Here is a 20,258-nt window from a genome sequence, read left to right as displayed (position 1 = left end):
ATGACGACTGTGCACTCAGATCGTAATAAATTACTCGCATTTCTATTAAACCTGATACCCGGTCTTGGTTTTATGTATTGGGGTAGGCCGGCAAGGGCTGTAATTTATCCATTGCTTTTTTTTGGAACAGCTGTTGGTTCATTCATGCTGGCAATGCTGCTTGCTGAACATGATTTATTGATTATTGGTGCCATTTTTTCGGCTTTCTTCTGGGGGATCAGTATGCTGGATATGATTATTGTTCTGCTCCGTGCACCTACTGCCCGGGATGCTCACTACAGGGGATACGCGGCGCACTATGGGCCACAACAAGGAGCAGCATACCAGGGAGCATACATGGGTCAACAAGGGCCTATGGAACCTATGAATGAAGATGAGCAGCATCAGCATCCAGGTAGTGAATATAGTCACCATGAGGGTGGATATGGTCAGCCCATGTATCAAAAAGGCAGTGAGGGTGAACGATTCTTCACCATTTTACTTTCATTTGTTCCTGGATTGGGACATCTTCATCTGGGATTGTTGCATCGCGGGTTGTCCTTCCTGATGGCGTTTTTTGGTTCATTTGCCATGATGGTCTTTGTAGCTTCAATCACTAATGAATCGGTGTTTCTAATGTTCTTGCTCATACTGCCCGTAATATGGGTATACTGCATGTTTGATGCGGTGCAGCATGTCCACCGTAAGCAGGCTGGAGAGGTACTGCAGGATCGGACGTTATTCGAAGAATTGGAGATGGGCAGAGTAGCTGGACGACGCAGTAAAGTGCTGGCAACCCTTTTATCTGCTTTTCCAGGTGCGGGTCATCTATATCTGGGTTTGCAAAAAAGAGGCATGCAATTGATGTTCCTATTCCTGGGCAGCATTTATGTTCTGGACCTGCTACACCTATCCGTGTTCCTTTTCATGATACCGTTAATCTGGTTCTACAGCTTCTTTGACGGGCTACAGTGTTCCAGCCGCTATGGACGCGAGCCATTGATCGATCAGCCGATCTTCAAGGATTGGGCCCGCCATCAGCGACTGATTGGATTCGGGATTGCCGCGCTGGGTCTATATTACCTGACGATCCGTCTTGTCATTCCACAGCTGAATGAGCTCTTCCCTAATGCATTTATGACGTATGAGATTCGTTCCTATTTGAACACCGTTATTGTTTCCTTGCTGCTCATTTTTGGCGGCTTGAAGCTGCTGTTCGGCAAGCAACGGGGAACAGGCACCAATCATGCGGTTCATCGGAATGACGAAGAAGTGGATAGCCTCTTTTTATTCAAGGATCGGAATGATCGGCTGTAAGTTGTAATCGAAGTGGATCAAAGATGATTTTATTGACGCTGCGATGACAAAGGAATTTTCTATTCCATATCATCCCACAACATAGAAACACGCCAAGGACTGTGAAAATTCAGCCTTTGGCGTGTTTTTTGTTTTACATTTTAGATTTCAAGATGAATGATTGCTATTTCGTAGCACCCTTCAGCAGAAGTTGACGGTACATCACTTCGAATAGGAATTCGAAAGCTTCCAGGTGACGTTTTGCTTCAAAAGCATCTTTGCCCCACGCATATATGCCGTGATTACGAAGCAAGATTCCTGGCACATTGGCATCCAGAACATCCGGCACCAACTTAGCAATGGATGGGATGTCGGCAAAGTTAGGCAAGACAGGGACACGAATCTCGGCATTTTCTTCCCAGATGTTGAAAGCCTTAATCAGTTCGATGCCCTGAATCGGCACTTGACCCTCTGCTCCAAAGAATTCACTAATCAGATTGTTAAACACGGTATGCACGTGGAATACAGCACCGCAGCCGGTCAAACGATAGATTTCGCAGTGAATCAACGTCTCGGCACTTGGTTTCAACGTTGTTGTCTCAATTGCTTTGCCATGTTTGTCCACAAAAAGGAAGTCTTCCGGTGTGCGAAGAGATTTGTCTTTGCCAGAGGCGGTAACCGCAAAATAAAATTGCTCCGGGTCAAAATCTCCTACACGCATCGACAAGTTACCACTTGTACCCGGGAACCAGTTACGGCTGGCGAACAACGCTTTAATATCAGCCAGTTCTTCAAGGACCTGACGTTTGTGTTCCAATGTAATCTTTTCAAAGCCCATCGTTTACAGCACTCCTTGTGTTTGCTTCTGTTTCATATCTTCGATGATATCGTAAAAGGTAGCGAATGGCACATGGTCCACACCAAGTTCAATACATTTATCCGTCAAAATGGAGCGGGAGTAGACGAGATCGGCAATCTTTGCACCCTCAAAATCTGTCAGACTGTCTCCAATGAGGATTCGATTGTATTGTTCTGCCGGGAATGTACGAATCACGGTCGTTTTACACATTCCGCAACCGTTCTCACAAGGAGGCTGGCAGGGATGCGGCCATTCAATGCGGATGGTCTCACCTGAGAAGTCAGCGCCGTTACAATAGACATGATCCTGCGGGATATCGAAGGGCGCGAGTAAGGGTTCGATAAAGAAGTCCATACCACCGCTGGTCACATTGAATTCAATCCCTTCGCCGCGAACATAGTCAAGAAATTCGCTGAACCCTTCACGGATGCCGGCTTGTCCAAGTACGAATTCGACAATTTCATCTTTTTGCGATGCAGGCAACAGAGCGAACATGGCTCCAACCCCTTCACGCAGCGAGATGTTCTGCTCAATCGTATCTTTCATAATTGCTTCAATGCCCTCAGGCTTGAAATGTTTCATAATCGCGACAATATTGTCCGAGAGGGTAATTGTACCGTCAAAGTCACAGAAGATGACGGTTTTTTTATCACTTCTCATCGTTCGCCACCCCACAGGTCCAGTGCGCTTTTCAGTTCTGGATGATCGATTGCATATTCAGCGAGTGGAATGGAACGCTGAGCCGCCTCAATCGCTTGCAGGAATGCACGTCCGCCTGCTTCAGTTCCCATAGGATGCCCATGAATACCACCACCAGCATTAACGATAACATCTGTCCCAAAGTCTCGCAAAATAAGCGGTACTAGGCCTGGATGGATACCGGCTGATGGTACTGGCATACTGGATCTTACAGGCAGATCAGCTGTCAGTAATTGTTCTGTGATTGCCATATTTTCTTCCTTCGGCATCGTTACCGATCCATAAGGAGAAGGGAAGAGCACCAGATCGGCACCCGCAAGACGCATCAACTGGCCAAGTACAACCGAAGCCGAGATGCCGTAATGTGGTGAAGGATACAATGCTCCTGCAAGTGCAGGGTGAGCCATAATCGGCACATTAATATCAGGATCACTGCTGAGTTCATGCAGGACATCATACCCGTAGGACAACACGTTGAACAACAAGGCATTGGCTCCAGCACCGATGGCACGTTCAGCCTGCTCTTTCAGACGAGATGTAGGTCCTGTGAGATTGGTTGCATACAGTAGCTTCTTGCCTGTCTCTTGGCGTGCCTGTTCGGCAGCTTTGATGCAGACCTCGACTCTTTTTTCGATAGGTGTTAATTTGTTCTCGAACAGAATTTCATCGTCTTTGATCAGATCCACGCCACCAAGTGCCTGACGGATAAACTGTTCACGCAGTTCATCAGCGTTCAGCCCGATGACGGATTTGAAGATACTCATTAACAGCGGACGATCATGTACACCAAGCAGATCACGAACACCATTCAGTCCAAACTTGGGTCCCGGGAATGCACGGAGGAAGCCATCCGAGAAACCAAGCTTTGTCAATTTGATTCGGCCATCCATTGAGATTTTGCCAAAGACCGTTACGAGCAGGGCAGGGATATCACGGCTAAAGTTGATATCAGGATAGCCGATGGTAATGTCAGCGTAACGCTCACCCGCAGCCATTCCATCAGCTTCATGTACTTCTACGCTTATGACTTCACCCAGATGCTTCTGCATCGCTTCACGTTGAGCTTGTGGTAACTCCGTCCAGCTGCCCACGGTCATGCCGATCGCGATGGACTCGGCCTTCTTGCGGAAGTCTGCATGATCATCATGCAGACGATATGTGGCTGTGCACATGTTATTCATTTTTTAAATCCCCTTCCAAAGCAGCTCCCATCTCCCGTGAGCGCTCTGCACAGCGGTTGACGGCTGCGATTACATTTTCAAAGAAATCACCTTCGTCCAGCGTCTTCAGTGCTGCTTGTGTTGCCCCTCCCGGGGATGTCACATCACTGCGAAGCTTCATCGGCTCCATACCGGTTTGCTGTACCATGCGTGACGCGCCGAGCACCGTCTGAACAGTGAGATCACGAGATTGCTGACTGGATAAGCCACCACGAATGCCCGCGGCAATCATGGCCTCCATTAAATAGTATACATAAGCAGGGCCGCTTCCGGAAATCCCAGTGAGTACTTCGAGTTTATCCTCAGGTACAATGGTTACGATTCCGACCGCTTCAAACATGGTCATCACCGTGCTGCGCTGCTCATCCGTAATTTCCGCAGAGAAGGCAAGTCCGGTTGCACCAAGCCCGATCGTACTGGATGTATTCGGCATGGTTCTGGCAATAGGCTGTTTACGTCCAAGCAAGGATTGCATCGTGCGGATCGATAATCCGGCAATGACAGACACGATCAATTGATCAGGTGATAACAGCGGACCCAGTTCGCGCAGCGCTGCGGCAGCATCTTTGGGTTTCATACAGAGTACAATGACCGGAGTGGAAGCGAGATGATCCAAGGATTGCGAGGCAGTTCCGGTATGTACAGCATAACGGGTGCTGAGCTCCTCCTGACGTTTCTGGTTGCTGCGGTTCAGCATCGTAATATCCTGAGGACGAACGACAAGGCGGGAGATGAGTCCCCGCACGATGGCTTCCGCCATCGCGCCTGCTCCGTGGAAAGTAATCTTCTGTTGTAGTAACGTCTGTTGCTCTTGACTCATATTAATCGTTCCTCCTATATAACTGGTGCTGGATATTATTGACGAATCTGTCCATTGCCTGTAATACGATATTTGGTTGATGTCAGTGCTGGCAGCCCCATTGGTCCACGTGCATGCAGTTTTTGGGTACTGATGCCAATCTCGGCTCCATAACCAAATTCGAACCCGTCCGTGAAACGAGTGGAGGCATTGTGATAGACTGCTGCTGCATCCACATCATGCATGAAGCGTTCTGCATGGGCTGTATCCCGGGTTACGATACACTCGGAATGTTTGGTTCCGTAATGTGCGATGTGCTGCATGGCTTCGTCCAGGTTCTCAACCACACGGATATTTAAAATATAATCGTTGTACTCGGTCGCATAGTCTTCCTCGGTTGCCTCAAGGGCGGTAGGGACAAGACGGCGCACCGTGTCGCAACCTTTCAAGACCACACTCGCCTCACGGAATTGCTCGGCAAGAGCAGGAAGATGCTCTTCCGCGTATGCGGCATGCAGCAATAACGTCTCCATGGAGTTACACACGGATGGGCGTTGTGCCTTGGCGTTGATGGCAATTTCGGCTGCCATGACGGGATCAGCTGATTCATCCACATAGGTATGACAGATGCCTGCACCGGTCTCAATAACAGGTACGGTCGCATTGGCAACCACATTACGGATGAGGGAGGCCCCGCCGCGTGGAATGATGACATCCAGCAGTCCGTTCAACTTGAGCATTTCATCTACGGAAGCACGATCCGCATCTTCAACCAGTTGCAAAGCATCAGCAGGCATGGCTGTCGTTGCCAGTGCATGATGCAGAACCTCTACAATTTTGCGATTGGAGGACAGGGCAGAGGAGCCACCGCGCAGAAGCACTGCATTACCTGTTTTGAGACATAATCCGGCTGCGTCTACAGTGACATTGGGACGAGCTTCGTATATGATACCGATTAGACCAATAGGCACTCTTAACTTTTCAACATGCAATCCGTTGGGGCGCGTGAATGTCTCCAATACCTCACCGACAGGATCAGGCAGACCTGCAATCTGACGTAGTCCTTCGGCAATGCCTGCGATCCGTTCCTTATTAAGTGCGAGTCGATCCAGCATCGATTCCGGCGTGCCTTGTGCTCTGCCTCGTTCGAGATCTTCAGCGTTTGCTGTGATGATTGATTCCGACTCCGTGATCAATGCATCGGCCATAACACGAAGGGCCGCATTTTTCTGATCTGTATTCAATCGGTTCAGCTGTGTAACCGTAGCCTGAGCTTTGCTGGCTTTTTCTCTCACTTCACTCATCGTAATTCCTCCTCATATATAGTTGAGTTTTTTTTCGACCAATGTATAGCTCCAAGTCTATTTTAACGTAATCCACTCGTCTCTATGAATAACTTCAAGTCTGTGGATACTGGCAAGCTGTTTCATCACTTCGCCACTGGGAAGTCCGGCAATGAGTCGAAGCTGGTCATCATCATAATTGACAATACCGCGACCAAGCAAGGTTTCATCCATTCCAATGACCTCTACGACGTCTCCGGCGTGGAATGTTCCCAGCACCTTTTTGACCCCTACAGGCAGCAGACTATGCCCACCATGCACAAGAGCCTCTTCAGCACCAGCATCCACAACAATTGTACCGAGCGGAGTGGACATGAAGCCAAGCCATTGCTTTTTACGGGATAACGAAGCGAGTCGTGTCTCAAAATAGGTTCCTTTGCCCGTTCCGTCCACGGCCTGTTGCATATCTCCAGGCTCTTTCACACTTCCTACAAATACAGGGACACCACCACGGGTTGCTACCTTGGCTGCATCAACTTTGGATCGCATTCCGCCTGTACCAACCGATGATCCTGAACCGCCGGCAAACGCATAAATCTCAGCCGTTATTTCAGGGATGCGGTCGTAACGAATGGCTGATGGATCTTTACGTGGATCGGCGGTGTACAGCCCGTTGGTATCCGTTAGAATGATCAGATGTTGTGCTTTTACCAGGTTCGCCACCAACGCGGACAATAGATCGTTATCACCAAACTTCAATTCGTCTACGGATACCGTATCATTTTCATTGAATATCGGAATCACTCGCTGTTTGAGCAGCTCTTCTACGGTCATTCCCGCATTACCCATACGTTTACGACTGTGAAAGTCTGTGCGGGTTAACAGAATTTGTGCCGTAGTAACGCGGTGCGCTGCAAAAGCCTGTTGATATGCCTGCATCAGCAATGCTTGCCCAACGGCTGCTGCAGCTTGTTTCTCATGCAGCAGTTTGGGCCGCTGAGGGTAACCAATCTCCCGGAAACCTGCCGCCACTGCTCCAGAGGTAACCAAGAGCACCTCATGACCCTGGTCAGCCAAGGCTGCAATTTCTCCGGCAAAAAAGGTGATCGAACTGCGATCCAGACCGCCTTCTTCCGTGGTAAGCGAGCTGCTTCCAATCTTAACTACAATACGTGAAGTCATGATTTCACTTCCTTAAACATGATTAATAAGTGATTTTGTGTGAGGCTTAAGCGGGTACAAAAAAAACTCCCGCCCTTTAGTTAAAAAGGACGAAAGTTCGTTACTTCCGCGGTACCACCTTTATTGATGATTAAATCATCCGGCTTCATGCCCTGTAACAGAAGGCACTGTCCTGTACGTAACAGGCCGCTCAGGGGTAGGTTTCAGAGAAGAGCCGCGGTAAATTCTTTCAGCAGGGTGGAATTTACTCTCTGGGCACGACTGATATTCTCTTACTGGTCCCGTCATCACGTTTCGTTCAATATTTCTTATAACATACCATGGAAACTTGGCATATGCAAAGGGGTTATCGTCCTGTAAATTACTTGAATAAGTTCAGCTTGCCAATCCGTTCCACAGCTTCGCGTAATCGGTTTTCATCACTGAGCAGTCCTGCGCGGACATAGCCTTCACCATGTGAACCAAAACCGACACCTGGGGCGACTGCCACCTTGGCTTCCCGCAGTAACAAGTCTGCAAATGAAGCAGAGGTATAACCTGCAGGTACAGGTAACCAGCTGAAGAATGAACCTGCCGGTTTCGAAGCTTGCCAGCCAATCGAAGAAAGAGCGTCATAGAACACATTACGACGGGATTCGTAACATGAGACCAGCGAAGTGACACATTCCTGAGATCCAGTAAGTGCTTCTGTTGCCGCAGCTTGTATCCCACCGAAAAGACTGACATAGATATGATCCTGAAGCAGATTGATTTTAGAGACAATCTCCGCATTACCCAGCGCGAATCCAACGCGCCATCCAGCCATATTGTACGTTTTGGATAACGTATAGAACTCAATGCCCACTTCTTTGGCACCAGGGGCTTGTAAGAAACTTACTGGACGATGTCCGTCAAATCCAATCGCACCGTAAGCAAAGTCGCTTGCAACGACGATTTGATTTTGAATGGCGAATTCAACCGTATCTTCGTAGAACGACAGTGGAGCCGTTGCCGATGTTGGATTGTTGGGATAGTTAAGGAACATCAGCTTGGCCTTCTCCCGATCTTCGGCTGTAACTGCTTCATAATCCGGCAGGAATGCATTGGACTCGAGCAAAGGCATAAAGGACATGTGTGCTTTCGCGAGTGCAACACCAGACCAGTAGTCCGGATAGCCTGGATCGGGAACGAGAACAGTGTCACCGGGGTTAAGCAGAACCTGAGGTAACTGAACCAGTCCTGTTTTGCCTCCGAACAGAATGGCTACTTCAGTCTCGGGGTCCAGATCAACATTGTAATCTTCCTTATAACGTTTGGCGACCGCTTCCTTCAGGAAAGAGTACCCTCTAAAAGGGGAGTATTTATGGTAGAGAGGATTTTCTGCCGACTCTTGCAGTGTTTTCACAATATGGGGTGGTGTAGGTGTATCCGGGTTCCCCTGACCCAGATTAATCACATCATGTCCACTTGCGATTTCACGATTTACATTTTGAACAAGGGTAGCAAAAAATTGCGTTGGCAGCTGTGTCATTACATCAGAAGTTGGTATGGTAAATGCTGAACGAGCAGTTATATGGTCTGAATGGGTCATTAGTTTCATCACTCCGGTTATTAATAATGGCAAATAGTTCTCATTAATTTATCACGCTAATCCCGAGCTGTATAGAGGGAAATACACTTGATTATGCAGTACATAGGTGCCAAGAGCAGGAGATTGTACAAAACTGGAAGTGCTCATTTCGTTTTGTCCATTGAGCTGAGAGAAGCCATGTTTTATGATAATATCCGATAATGATAATCAATATCATTAAATTATATTGCACAATGCACATGATACAGGGGGAGAAACAGCAATGAAAAAGGGCATACGAAATACGGCAGTATTATTTACGATTACGTGGTTATCCGTGCTGCTACTGGCTTGTGGAAATCAGGCTGCAACACCTGCTGCTGGCGCAGAGGATTCCAAAGCAGCCACAGAAACTCAGGCAGAAGGAAAGGCAACCAATCAGGAACAAACTGCAACGGAAGAGACAACGAATGAGGGTGAGACCCGGGTATTCAAAGATTGGACTGGCCATGAGGTTGAGGTTCCTGTAAATCCGAAGCGAGTCATCTATCATGGAGAAGTTACCGGGGACCTGCTCGCGCTAGGTGTTGTACCAGTAGGCATACTGCATCAGGAGGGAACCGTATACGATGATCAGGTTGCTCAGGCAGAAGATGTAGGATTTCCGATTAGTGTGGAAAAGGCGTTAGCCTTGAATCCCGATTTGATCATCTTCTCCAACAGTGATGAGGCGCAATATGATCAGATTGCGAAAGTTGCACCCACGGTTACTTTTGACTCATTCGGGTCAATAGAAGATCGGTTGCGTATCCTTGGCGACTTGTTGAACAAGAAGCAAGAAGCGGAGGATTGGATTACGAAGCATCAACAAGCAACAGATGCGATGTGGAAGCAACTGCATGAGAACGGCTTGAAAGAAGGGGAGACGGCTTCGGTATTCACCATGTATCCCGGGAATCGTCTGTTTGTCATGGCAGGTGCAGGATTGCCACAGTTGTTATATGGTAAGGACGGACTGAAGCCAACCGCGGAAATTCAGAAAGTATTGGATCAAGACATGGGATTCGTAGAGATTTCGACCGAAAAATTATCTGAAATTGCCGGTGATCGGATATTTATTCTGGACCCTGTGACCGATGATGCCAAGCAATCCACCAAGGAATTGCTGGATAGTTCAATCTGGAAGAACCTGCCTGCGGTGAAGGAAGGAAAAGTATATCGTTTTGATATCGTAAAAGCTTCAAGTGATGCCCTTTCCAGGGAGTGGCTGTTACAAGAGCTGCCTAAACAGATGATCCAATAATTGGTGATGAGCCAGTAAGGCACCAGTAATACCTTTAAGTATGTTGATTAAAAAGTAAAAGGAGCCTTCAACTTTTCGTTGAGCGCTCTTTTTTGCTGATTAAAGTCATAGCTGGATTATTAACCATCACTCGCTTATAATCAGACCATACAGAACGATTGATAATCATTCTCATTTTAGAAAGACGAGGTGAACCGACATGCAGGCGCTGGATGCCGATGGGGGAGCGTTGTTCTTTTCAGCATTCATGTTTCGGCTGGATCATCTGGTACGACGAATTGAGCCACCTGAACAGGTGATGCTAGAAGTTGATTGCGAGAAACATGCGTTCCTGATCTGCGAAGAAGGAGAGGGACGTTTATATATTGGAGATGAACAGTATCCGTTTACTACGGGATTTGTTTATCCACTTTCTCCGGGAGAAGGCTACCAGATTGAACATCGCAAGGATTCGGAATTGAAATATATCGTGATGAGCTTTGATGTTATTCATGTGTTGACGAGCGATCCAGAGCTCTATACCCGCCCTGTATTTGCACACAGAAACCAGTTGAATGGCTATCCATATGCTCCGTTAAGTGGGCTATTGGAACAGATGTATGTCATTCGGAACTATAAAACAGACGCCGAGTACAGTCATCTGAATGCACAGTTCCAAAAATGGATGGAGATAATTATTACCCGGTACACTTCTCCAAAGAAGGAGCAGAGTATGGAAGCAAGGCTACGCAGTACAATTCAGTATGTGGACGACCATTATACTGAAGAAATCACTGTACAGAAACTGGCCCGTCTTGCAGAGATCAGACCTGTGCAGTATACAATTCTATTCAGACAACTTACAGGTCACAAGCCACTTGATTATGTAAACCACGTACGCATTAAACATGCCAAGGAATGGCTCCGCAAATCGGATGAGCCTCTTCGGGATATCGCAAGCCGCGTGGGGTTTAAGGATGAGTATTATTTCAGCAGGCGTTTTCGCCAAATGACTGGATTATCTCCTCGTCAATATGACAGATCTATTCAGCAGCAGACGTTGGTACAGGACTGGATGGGTCATGAAGTGAATATTCCTGTAAATCCGGAGCGAATTATGTATTACGGAGATTCCGCGGGAGATCTGCTGATGCTGGGTATTCCGGTGCTGGGAGATCAGACTTATGACGCGGTTGCTCCGGTTAAAGTGGAAGCAGCTGTTGTCATGAATCCGGATCTGATAATTTTTGATAGTAACAATGAACAGCAGTATGAACAACTTTCCCACATTGCACCAACACTCGCTTACAATTCACATGCCATGTTGGACGAGCGAATGCGTGGTTTGGGCAACTGGTTTGGCAAACAACCTCAGGCTGAACAGTGGCTAACCTCCTATGCGGAGCGTACTGAGCAGATGTGGGTGAAGATCCATACAGCGATTGAAGAAGGGGAAACAGCATCCGTATTTACATTCCATCGAGGTGCACGATTATTTGTTATGGGCAATATCGGGCTGGCGCCATTGTTATACCATCCAATGGGGTTCAGGCCGGTTACCAAAGTGAAGGAAGCACTTGCGGCGGGCAGGGCCTATAAGGAAATTTCAGCAGAAGCGGTACGACAGTATGCGGGGGATCATGTATTTGTTATGCTGCCTGAGGAAGTCGTGGCAAGAAAGGCTACCGAGATGCTGATGAAAAGTTCCAGTTGGCAAGCCCTTCCGGCTGTGCAGAATAGACGGGTGTATGCTGTGGAGGAGTCGATCTGGAACATGGGTGATGCGCTCACAAGCGATCGATTGTTGACCCTGCTGCCTGAGTTATTGTGTGCAAGTTCATAACAAAAACAGGCTTGCAGTCTTCAAGAGGATCAAGCTATGATAGCAGGTATTACGGTTCAGAGGAGTGCTTGTCATGACAGAACAACAACAGGGAGAAATGCGTGTAGCTCTGATTCAGGGGGATATCCAGCTCGGAGACCCTGAGGCTAATCATAAACATATGCAGTCGTTGCTTGAACGTGCGGTAGAACAATATCCGGATCTAGGGCTGGCTGTGCTGCCTGAAATGTGGAATACCGGATACGCGTTGACGCAAATTCATGAACTCGCTGACCCGGAAGGACAGAAATCACGGGAGTGGCTGTCTGCTTTTGCTCAAAAACATCAAATTTCCATCGTTGGCGGTTCCATTGCCGAGAAACGGGATGGTCAAATATACAACACAATGTACGCGTATGATCGTGAAGGAACACAGGTAACGCGATACGATAAATTACATTTGTTCCGTCTGATGGACGAGGAGAAATATTTAGAGCCTGGTGCGGAACCTGAAATTTTTGAATTGCAAAATGGTCTTACAGCGGGTGCTTCGATCTGTTACGACATCCGGTTTCCGGAACTCGCCCGCACCCTTGCTTTAAATGGTGCCAAGGCATTGATTGTACCTGCCGAATGGCCGAATCCTCGTCTGCATCACTGGCGTACATTGCTTACGGCAAGAGCGATTGAGAATCAGATGTATGTGATCGCCTGTAACCGTGTGGGAAAAGGGGGGGACACCGAGTTTTTCGGACATTCCCTCATCATTGATCCATGGGGTGAGATTGTGGCTGAAGGTGGCGAAGGGGAAGAGATCGTGACCGGAATCATTCGCCCTTCCCTGGTAGATGAGGTTCGCGGACGTATTCCCGTGTTTGAAGACCGTCGACCTGGCGTTTATTTTGGTGATAAATAAAAAAATGAAATAAATTCTGCAGAAAAAGTGTTTATTCTTCCAGCGTGCGGGTAATGATAACTATCCCGTTACCAAGGAGATGATCAATCAATGGACAACCATGTGAAAGATACGCTCAGGAGACTGGAACAGGATAACACAAGGGAAGATCACTTAAGGGCATTCTTAGAGAATGGAGCAGGAGGGCTATCACCGCCTGATTCAACTGTTCAGGACGAAGGCCGTGTAATGAATCAGCAAAACAGGCTGACAAGCGATCGTAATTTGCGAAAATAAACCGTCACACATGAAGTTTTCTTATGTACGTTTCTACATTAACATTATAAATTATCATGAAAGCTAAACAACTTAACAAGCAACATTGTACTCTAACCAGTTACTGTGATTGCGTTGTAAGAACTCTATCCTGCTTATGCGGGAAACGAGTATATGACAAAGGCTTGGCCCATTAGGGTCAAGCCTTTGTTTTGGTCTGTGTTGTATGTCTCCATACCCCTAGGAGAAATTCCTTAGTCTCCCTTGGACAATTCGGCCACCGTTTGTTGAAACGTATGGATGAATGCTTCGGCTGCCTTCGACAGTACTCTGCCTTGCCGGTAAGCCACAACAAGTGTTCTGCTGGGAGTTGGCTCAGCAAGCGGCACATACACGGGTACGAATTCACTGCGCGGCGCACGGGCAATAAAGCGTGGAACCAGTGTAATCCCCATCCCTGTGGCGACCAGTGACTGAACGGTTTCAATATTTGTGCTCTCGAACACAACTTGGGGATCAAAACCAGCCTGCTCACAGAGATCAAATGTAAGTTTGCGGAAACCTTGTCCTTTTTTCAATACAACAAATGGCTCATCCCGAAGCTCTTCAATTCGCACAGGAAGCGGATTATCCGGATCTGCCCTGCGTGCCAGAGGGTGATTTGGGGGAACCGCCAGATCAATCCGTTCTTCGCCAATAGTTACATAAGACAAGCTTGGTTCTTGTAAAGGAAGAGATAGCAGGCTCAGATCAGCTTTGCCGCTTGCTGTCAATTTCTCAAGCGTAAGTCCGGAGTCTTCCAACAAGGTGACTTCAATCTCGGGGTACGCTTGTTGGAATGCAGGAAGCACGTGTGGGAGCAGGTGTGAGCCAGTGATCGGCATGCTGCCCACAACGACTTTACCTTTGCGAAGCTGGGAGATGTCTGACATTTCCTGACGTAATAACTCCATGGCATCTACGATCTTTTGGGCTTGCTCCACAAACGTAACACCTGCATGGGTTAACTCTACTGTACTCGTATTACGCTGAAACAGCAGTACGCCCAATTCTTTTTCCAATTTGGATAATTGCTGGCTTAATGAAGGTTGAGCAATATGCAGTTTTTCTGCTGCCCTGGAGAAATTGCGTTCGGCCGCAATTTGCAGCGTATATTGAAGTTGTCTGAATTCCATCGTCATTGGTCATTCCTTTCGTTATGCCACCATTATATCACTACAGATAAAGAAATCATTCTTATTACCGGAACTACCGGTAAACTCAATTATTAAGAGGTGGCTTCTTTATTTTGTATAAAAACATTGACAGCGACGAAGCGGGAACGTACTATAAGACTTACATGATAATGATAATTGTTATCAATTGAAACCTCTGCGATGAGCAGTGGTTTATTTGCCTTTCTTTTATTATAGGTTAAACCTATTACATCTATAGATATTATATCTTGGAACAATGAAGGACGGGGTGATATATTTATGTCATTCAAGAGCTTCACTTTTTAAAGGAAAACAGAGGCTCTTCCAAGGACCGAACTTATGATGAGGTGAAAATGATGAGTAAAAAAACGATGTTTGAGAAAATTTGGGAAAATCACGTAATTCATCAAGAAGAAGGCAAACCAAGCATTCTGTATATCGATCTGCATCTGGTGCACGAAGTAACTTCTCCGCAGGCATTTGAAGGACTTCGTCTGAGTGGACGTAAAGTTCGTCGCCCTGAGCTGACATTTGCAACAATGGACCACAACGTTCCAACCAAAGACCGCTTCAACATTACAGATCCAATCTCCAAACAACAAATTGATACCCTTTCGCAAAACTGTCGTGATTTCGGCGTGAAGTTGTATGATCTGGACACGGTTGATCAAGGCGTTGTGCACGTTATGGGACCTGAACTTGGTCTGACTCACCCAGGTAAAACGATTGTATGTGGTGACAGTCATACGTCCACACACGGTGCGTTTGGCGCACTGGCATTCGGAATCGGAACAAGTGAAGTTGAACACGTTATGGCAACGCAATGTTTGCAACAAGCGAAAGCCAAAACGATGGAAGTTCGTTTTGTCGGCAAACGTAACCCGGGTGTAACCGCGAAGGATATGATCCTCGCAGTCATCGCCAAATACGGTACAGACTTTGCAACAGGTTATGTTATTGAGTACACGGGTGAATCCATCCGTGAATTGAGCATGGAAGAGCGTATGACGGTCTGCAACATGTCCATTGAAGGTGGAGCAAGAGCAGGATTGATCGCTCCGGATGAAACAACATTTGAATATCTGCGTGGACGTGAATACGTACCAGCGGGTGCGAAGTTCGATGAAGCTGTAGAAGGTTGGAAACAGCTTGTAACCGATGAAGGTGCGGAGTTCGACCATGTGGTTGAAATCGATGTGGAGACATTGATTCCACAAGTAACTTGGGGAACAAGCCCTGGCATGGGAACCGACATTTCTTCGAAAGTTCCTGTTCCGGCTGAATTGCCTACAGAAAACGAACGTAAAGCGGCTGAAAAAGCGCTTGAATATATGGGACTTGAGCCGGGAACACCAATTGCCGAGATTCCAATTGATTATGTATTTATCGGTTCTTGCACCAATGGTCGGATCGAAGATCTGCGTGCAGCTGCAAAAGTGGCTAAAGGTCACACGGTATCCAGTCAGGTTACAGCAATTGTTGTACCAGGTTCAGGACGAGTTAAAATCCAAGCAGAACAAGAAGGTTTGGATAAAATCTTTACGGAAGCCGGATTTGAATGGCGTGATGCGGGATGCAGCATGTGTCTGGCGATGAACCCGGATGTATTGAAGCCAGGACAACGTTGTGCTTCGACGTCCAACCGTAACTTTGAAGGACGTCAAGGACGCGGAGGACGTACACATCTGGTATCTCCGGCAATGGCAGCAGCAGCAGCGGTTAAGGGTCACTTTGTGGACGTACGGGATTGGAATTTCAAAACGGAAGCAGCGATCTAATCTATAACAGACAGAAGGGAGAACGTTTAATATGGAAGAATTCAAAACATTACAAGGCATCGTTGCACCGGTAGACCGGGTCAATGTAGATACAGACGCAATCATTCCGAAACAGTTCCTGAAACGGATTGAACGTACGGGATTTGGACAATTTTTGTTCTACGAATGGCGTTTTGATGAAGAGGGTAACAATAATGCATCCTTCGAAATGAACAAACCTCGTTATGAAGGAGCATCCATCCTGATCTCACGTGCCAACTTTGGCTGTGGATCTTCCCGTGAGCATGCGCCATGGGCAATTATGGACTATGGATTCCGTTGTGTCATCGCTCCATCTTTTGCAGATATCTTCTATAATAACTGCTTTAAGAACGGGATCTTGCCAATCAAGTTGTCAGAAGAGCAAGTGGAAGACTTGTTCCAACGTACAGCGACACATGAAGGCTATGAGATGAATGTAAATCTGGAAAACAAAACGATTACCGATGCATACGGACTGCATATCGATTTTGATCTGGATGAGCATCGTCGTCAATTCCTTTTGCAAGGACTGGACGATATTGGTCTCACTCTTCAACATGATGACGAAATCGCTGCGTATGAGCAACGCCATGCGGCTAAACTATTCGGTTAATCGCTAGATTAGCGTACAGCAGAAAGCTTCTGTCTCGCCAAAGGAACCTTGTTTCCTATGGATGAGACAGAAGCTTTTTTTATAATTTCAGAAGCTAAAATATCTTAATGAATCATCTATACATAGAACTCCCGATCTTTCTCGATTGAATATTTCAACATGTAATATCTTCAATATATGACATCATTGATACGGAATTGATGTACATTCATGTAAAAGAGAGGATGTTTTTGAATGTGAGCTGCTTTTTTTATCTTATTTCCGACTGAATATGACAACGTTGTAACCGGATGAAGGGACAATATCTGATAAACTGATTAGTAGATTATGGAAGGTTACATAGCGCCATTGATGTTACGCTGCAGAGAATCAGGTCGGATGTTCAAAAGACAAAAAGAATGGTGGATGAGGTATGAAAAAATGGTCCGCAGCAATCGTTTTTCTTCTGTTCCTATGTTTATTTCCAGTCATGGCCCATGCAGACACCACTCCCTCGATTGTACTCGACGGTGTAACCATTAACCAGCAGACAGGAGCACCTGCTGAAAATATCGGAAAGACGGTCATGGTTCCGATTCGAATTGTATCGGAGAATCTGGGTTATAAGGTGAAGTGGGAGAAGGCAACTCAGTCAGTTCAGGTTCAAAAAGGAAACAGCACAATTCAAATGACGGCTGGCAAAGATGCAGCTACAGTGAATGGAAACGTGGTGAATCTGGATTCGCCTCCACTGATCAAACAGGGAACGACACTTGTTCCGTTACGTTTTGTCGGGGAAGGCATGGGTCTGCGGGTTGGTTGGGACAATGGGACCAAGACAGTAAGCCTATTTAGTATTCCTCCTGTAGTCGGAACGGAAGGTGACAGTGACCCCGTCGAGGCTCCAGTCCCGGATGGTCTAACAGAGCTTCAAGGGATCACCTTCAGTGGAGATCGGTTGATTGTAGCAACAAATGGGAATATCAGTCCCAAAGTATCCAGTATAGGCGGGCCAGACCGTATTATAGTTGATCTGCCTTCAGCCACATTTTCTCAGGAATTCATTCAGGGACAAGCCTCTAACGTGGATGGCAGTGGACAGATTCTCGTTACGGATTCATCATTCGTTTCGAAAGTCCGGTATGCCATGTTTAGTAAATCGCCTTCCACCGTGCGTGTCGTTCTGGATCTGAGTCAGCCGGCTACTGCCAAATGGTCAATTGGAGATAACAATGTCTTGCTTGTTGACCTGACAACTACAAGTGGAGAACCCACAAGCAAACCGGCATTACCTACGAATGATGGCAAAGCCATTGTGGTCATTGATCCCGGACATGGTGGTCGTCAATCCGGTGCAGTAAGTTTGTCTGGAGCTTATGAGAAGGATTTCAATCTGGCTGTAGGGCTGAAGGTACAGGCTATCCTTCAAAAGTACTCAAATATCCAAACGGTCATTACACGCCAGGACGACACAGAGCTTTCACTCAAACAGCGAGTGGATATTGCTGAATTGAATCAGGCAGATGTTTTTGTGTCCATTCATGGAAACAAATTCACCACACCCGTGCCAAACGGGATTGAAACGCTATATAGTCGCAAAGAAAGCAAGACTTTGGCTGATACTCTTCACAAATATGTGTTGCCGGTAACCGGACTCAAGGATCGTGGGGTTAAAACGGCTAGTCTACATGTGACCCGTGAAACAACCATGCCTGCTGTGTTGCTTGAATTAGGTTTTTTAAGTAATTCTTCAGATGAAGCAGTCATGCTCACAGAAGAATACCAGGAGAAATGTGCTCAGGCGATTGTGGACGGAATTGTTGAATTTTTGGGACTCTAAAATGAATTGTGCGTAATTATGCAGGTTAGGCTAGTACGTTGTTTAGAGATGTATATTTGATAAATAAGGAAAAAATAAGACATTAAAATGTAAAAAAAGCTTGATCTGACAACGTTTTTTTTCTGTTATGTTGGAATATATTCGCAACTTTTGAGAGCGAGGGGCGTCTAATAGGTGTCTGGTAATGCCCAAACGGTCAGTCGGAGTTGGAAAATGACAACATGCGGCAAAAAAATATGAGAATGGTAGGGGTGAAGGATGAAGAAGTTCGGTTTTTTGGTACTGTTATTTGTCTTTGGGCTCGTATTCCCGGGCTATAGTCACGCAGCAACAGACACGAAAATTATCCTAGACGGAAAAGAAATCGTACAGCCATCGGATGCAAAAGCGGAAATTATCAACAGCAAGGTGATGGTTCCGATCCGGGTTGTGTCCGAAAATCTTGGATATAGCGTGGAGTGGAAGCAGCAAACGCAAACGGTGACTATCAGCAAAGACAACACTGCCATGCAGATGATTGTTGGACAGAAGACGGCAACGGTGAACGGCAGTAACGTAAACCTGGATGCCCCGCCACTCGTTAAAAATGGTACTACGCTCGTACCTCTCCGATTTATCGGTGAGGAAATGGGTCTTAAGGTGGGTTGGAACAATACCACGAAGACGGTAACATTAGTTACCCAGAATTCAGGTTCCGGAAACGGGACAACCACACCTCCGAACTCTGGCAATGAAGGCGGAGGATCGGATCAGGAAGGTCTTGTACTGGTGAACGGCATCAGCTTCAGCGACAACCGCCTCATGATAGCAACAAGCGGGAGTACGAAGCCGAACGTCTTCACGATGACAGGACCAGATCGAATCGTTATAGACTTGCCGAATACCGCATTTGCTGATTCATTCAGTGAAGGACAGGCTCTAGACAGCAACCAGAATGGACAACTCGTCGTTAGCGGCTATCCGGATGTGTCTAAGATTCGTTACTCGTTATACAGCAACAGTCCATCCACAGTTCGTTTTGTGATCGATCTGTCCAGTTCGAAAGGGTACAGTGTGCAAAATGATTCCGGACTGATCATGATTAATCTCGACAATCAAAGTGGTACACCTGCTCCTCCCGTTGGGAATAATGGCAAAAAAGTTGTCGTTATCGATGCAGGTCACGGAGATCAGGATCCAGGGGCAATTGGTGTAACGGGTAAACGTGAAAAAGACTTCAATCTGGCAATGGCTCTGAAAGTGGAAGCCTTGTTGAAAAAAGAATCCAAAATTGACGTTGTGTTAACCCGCAGCGATGATACATTTTTGGCATTAAAAGAACGTGTGAAGATTGCACAAGACATAAAAGCGGACATCTTCATCTCCATTCATGCTAACAGTGGCCCTGCTGCTGCGAACGGTGTAGAGACATTCTATACACGCTCCAACAGCAAAGCACTTGCTACAGTGATGCACAAGTATCTCTTACAGTCTTCCGGACTGAAAGATCGCGGAGTGAAAACGGCAAGTCTCCATGTTACCCGTGAAACGACAATGCCAGCAGTTCTGCTGGAAGGTGGATTCCTTAGCAATAAGAGCGACGAAGCAGCCCTCTTCACGGAAAGTTTCCAGAATAGTGTTGCCAAAGGGATTGTTGCAGGAATCAAGGAGTATCTGGGAATTAAATAAGGGACAAGCCCTTATGTTGAGG

Annotated in this window: 16 protein-coding genes and 1 other annotated feature; of the genes, 8 read left to right on the top strand and 8 right to left on the bottom strand. The window is 46.7% G+C overall.

The features are described 5' to 3' along the window. Complete coding sequence (locus NLBNIHML_RS05930; protein ID WP_472477325.1) at positions 1 to 1,296, top strand: multi-tm2 domain protein; 1,296 nt, start codon at positions 1 to 3, stop codon at positions 1,294 to 1,296. A 163-nt stretch (positions 1,297 to 1,459) separates the two neighbouring features. On the opposite strand, the gene NLBNIHML_RS05925 is transcribed toward NLBNIHML_RS05930, so the two are convergent. The 7 genes from NLBNIHML_RS05925 to NLBNIHML_RS05895 form a co-directional block, all read right to left on the bottom strand. Then, complete coding sequence (locus tag NLBNIHML_RS05925; protein WP_339235115.1) at positions 1,460 to 2,113, bottom strand: methylthioribulose 1-phosphate dehydratase; 654 nt, start codon at positions 2,111 to 2,113, stop codon at positions 1,460 to 1,462. A gap of 3 nt (positions 2,114 to 2,116) precedes the next feature. Beyond that, the gene (locus tag NLBNIHML_RS05920) at positions 2,117 to 2,794 is read right to left on the bottom strand and encodes a 2-hydroxy-3-keto-5-methylthiopentenyl-1-phosphate phosphatase (RefSeq protein WP_339235113.1); all 678 of its coding nucleotides are present in this window, start codon (positions 2,792 to 2,794) and stop codon (positions 2,117 to 2,119) included. Beyond that, positions 2,791 to 4,014, bottom strand: coding sequence for a 2,3-diketo-5-methylthiopentyl-1-phosphate enolase (locus NLBNIHML_RS05915; protein WP_339235110.1), 1,224 nt, complete (start codon positions 4,012 to 4,014; stop codon positions 2,791 to 2,793). Before NLBNIHML_RS05915 ends, NLBNIHML_RS05920 begins: the two co-directional genes overlap by 4 nt. Beyond that, positions 4,007 to 4,873 carry a pyrroline-5-carboxylate reductase gene (gene proC, locus NLBNIHML_RS05910; RefSeq protein ID WP_339235107.1) on the bottom strand — a complete coding sequence of 289 codons (867 nt, stop codon included), beginning with the start codon at positions 4,871 to 4,873 and terminating at the stop codon, positions 4,007 to 4,009. Before proC ends, NLBNIHML_RS05915 begins: the two co-directional genes overlap by 8 nt. Positions 4,874 to 4,908: 35 nt before the next feature. Further along, positions 4,909 to 6,156 (bottom strand): glutamate-5-semialdehyde dehydrogenase, encoded by a 1,248-nt coding sequence (locus NLBNIHML_RS05905; protein WP_339235104.1) that lies wholly within the window; start codon positions 6,154 to 6,156, stop codon positions 4,909 to 4,911. Between the two features lie 57 nt (positions 6,157 to 6,213). Beyond that, entirely contained in the window at positions 6,214 to 7,317 is a 1,104-nt protein-coding gene (gene proB / locus NLBNIHML_RS05900) for a glutamate 5-kinase (RefSeq protein WP_339235101.1), read from the bottom strand. An 82-nt stretch (positions 7,318 to 7,399) separates the two neighbouring features. Then, positions 7,400 to 7,614 (bottom strand) — a binding site (T-box leader). Between the two features lie 64 nt (positions 7,615 to 7,678). After that, a complete protein-coding gene (locus NLBNIHML_RS05895; protein ID WP_494354007.1) occupies positions 7,679 to 8,887 on the bottom strand; it encodes a pyridoxal phosphate-dependent aminotransferase in 1,209 nt (402 codons plus the stop codon). A gap of 262 nt (positions 8,888 to 9,149) precedes the next feature. Between NLBNIHML_RS05895 and NLBNIHML_RS05890 the strand changes: the two genes are divergently transcribed. From NLBNIHML_RS05890 to NLBNIHML_RS05880, 3 genes are all read left to right on the top strand, one after another. Further along, positions 9,150 to 10,169: an ABC transporter substrate-binding protein gene (locus NLBNIHML_RS05890; RefSeq protein WP_494354006.1), complete on the top strand. Its 1,020-nt coding sequence runs from the start codon at positions 9,150 to 9,152 to the stop codon at positions 10,167 to 10,169. 199 nt (positions 10,170 to 10,368) lie between these two features. Then, the gene (locus NLBNIHML_RS05885; RefSeq protein ID WP_494354005.1) at positions 10,369 to 11,991 is read left to right on the top strand and encodes an ABC transporter substrate-binding protein; all 1,623 of its coding nucleotides are present in this window, start codon (positions 10,369 to 10,371) and stop codon (positions 11,989 to 11,991) included. Positions 11,992 to 12,064: 73 nt separating this feature from the next. Continuing rightward, entirely contained in the window at positions 12,065 to 12,886 is an 822-nt protein-coding gene (locus NLBNIHML_RS05880; protein WP_494354004.1) for a carbon-nitrogen family hydrolase, read from the top strand. Between the two features lie 509 nt (positions 12,887 to 13,395). Here the strand turns inward: NLBNIHML_RS05880 and NLBNIHML_RS05875 are convergent. Then, entirely contained in the window at positions 13,396 to 14,316 is a 921-nt protein-coding gene (locus NLBNIHML_RS05875; protein WP_339235087.1) for a LysR family transcriptional regulator, read from the bottom strand. Positions 14,317 to 14,693: 377 nt separating this feature from the next. On the opposite strand from NLBNIHML_RS05875, the gene leuC reads away from it, so the two are divergent. From leuC to NLBNIHML_RS05855, 4 genes are all read left to right on the top strand, one after another. Beyond that, the gene (leuC, locus tag NLBNIHML_RS05870) at positions 14,694 to 16,115 is read left to right on the top strand and encodes a 3-isopropylmalate dehydratase large subunit (protein WP_472479213.1); all 1,422 of its coding nucleotides are present in this window, start codon (positions 14,694 to 14,696) and stop codon (positions 16,113 to 16,115) included. Positions 16,116 to 16,146: 31 nt separating this feature from the next. Then, positions 16,147 to 16,749 carry a 3-isopropylmalate dehydratase small subunit gene (gene leuD / locus NLBNIHML_RS05865; protein ID WP_091028995.1) on the top strand — a complete coding sequence of 201 codons (603 nt, stop codon included), beginning with the start codon at positions 16,147 to 16,149 and terminating at the stop codon, positions 16,747 to 16,749. A gap of 412 nt (positions 16,750 to 17,161) precedes the next feature. Then, positions 17,162 to 18,568, top strand: coding sequence for an N-acetylmuramoyl-L-alanine amidase family protein (locus tag NLBNIHML_RS05860; RefSeq protein WP_494354003.1), 1,407 nt, complete (start codon positions 17,162 to 17,164; stop codon positions 18,566 to 18,568). Between the two features lie 258 nt (positions 18,569 to 18,826). Next, positions 18,827 to 20,236: an N-acetylmuramoyl-L-alanine amidase family protein gene (locus NLBNIHML_RS05855; RefSeq protein ID WP_339235081.1), complete on the top strand. Its 1,410-nt coding sequence runs from the start codon at positions 18,827 to 18,829 to the stop codon at positions 20,234 to 20,236. Positions 20,237 to 20,258 lie beyond the last annotated feature (22 nt).

This window comes from Paenibacillus sp. JNU01 (assembly GCF_059130585.1).
The sequence above is the reverse complement of the archived record's forward strand: the minus strand, read 5'-3'. Positions and strand labels throughout refer to the sequence as shown.

Coding starts and splice junctions, on each gene's coding strand:
- NLBNIHML_RS05930 (WP_472477325.1), top strand. CDS start 1: ATGACGACTGTGCACTCAGATCGTAATAAATTACTCGCATTTCTATTA.
- NLBNIHML_RS05925 (WP_339235115.1), bottom strand. CDS start 2,113: ATGGGCTTTGAAAAGATTACATTGGAACACAAACGTCAGGTCCTTGAA.
- NLBNIHML_RS05920 (WP_339235113.1), bottom strand. CDS start 2,794: ATGAGAAGTGATAAAAAAACCGTCATCTTCTGTGACTTTGACGGTACA.
- NLBNIHML_RS05915 (WP_339235110.1), bottom strand. CDS start 4,014: ATGAATAACATGTGCACAGCCACATATCGTCTGCATGATGATCATGCA.
- proC (WP_339235107.1), bottom strand. CDS start 4,873: ATGAGTCAAGAGCAACAGACGTTACTACAACAGAAGATTACTTTCCAC.
- NLBNIHML_RS05905 (WP_339235104.1), bottom strand. CDS start 6,156: ATGAGTGAAGTGAGAGAAAAAGCCAGCAAAGCTCAGGCTACGGTTACA.
- proB (WP_339235101.1), bottom strand. CDS start 7,317: ATGACTTCACGTATTGTAGTTAAGATTGGAAGCAGCTCGCTTACCACG.
- NLBNIHML_RS05895 (WP_494354007.1), bottom strand. CDS start 8,887: ATGACCCATTCAGACCATATAACTGCTCGTTCAGCATTTACCATACCA.
- NLBNIHML_RS05890 (WP_494354006.1), top strand. CDS start 9,150: ATGAAAAAGGGCATACGAAATACGGCAGTATTATTTACGATTACGTGG.
- NLBNIHML_RS05885 (WP_494354005.1), top strand. CDS start 10,369: ATGCAGGCGCTGGATGCCGATGGGGGAGCGTTGTTCTTTTCAGCATTC.
- NLBNIHML_RS05880 (WP_494354004.1), top strand. CDS start 12,065: ATGACAGAACAACAACAGGGAGAAATGCGTGTAGCTCTGATTCAGGGG.
- NLBNIHML_RS05875 (WP_339235087.1), bottom strand. CDS start 14,316: ATGGAATTCAGACAACTTCAATATACGCTGCAAATTGCGGCCGAACGC.
- leuC (WP_472479213.1), top strand. CDS start 14,694: ATGAGTAAAAAAACGATGTTTGAGAAAATTTGGGAAAATCACGTAATT.
- leuD (WP_091028995.1), top strand. CDS start 16,147: ATGGAAGAATTCAAAACATTACAAGGCATCGTTGCACCGGTAGACCGG.
- NLBNIHML_RS05860 (WP_494354003.1), top strand. CDS start 17,162: ATGAAAAAATGGTCCGCAGCAATCGTTTTTCTTCTGTTCCTATGTTTA.
- NLBNIHML_RS05855 (WP_339235081.1), top strand. CDS start 18,827: ATGAAGAAGTTCGGTTTTTTGGTACTGTTATTTGTCTTTGGGCTCGTA.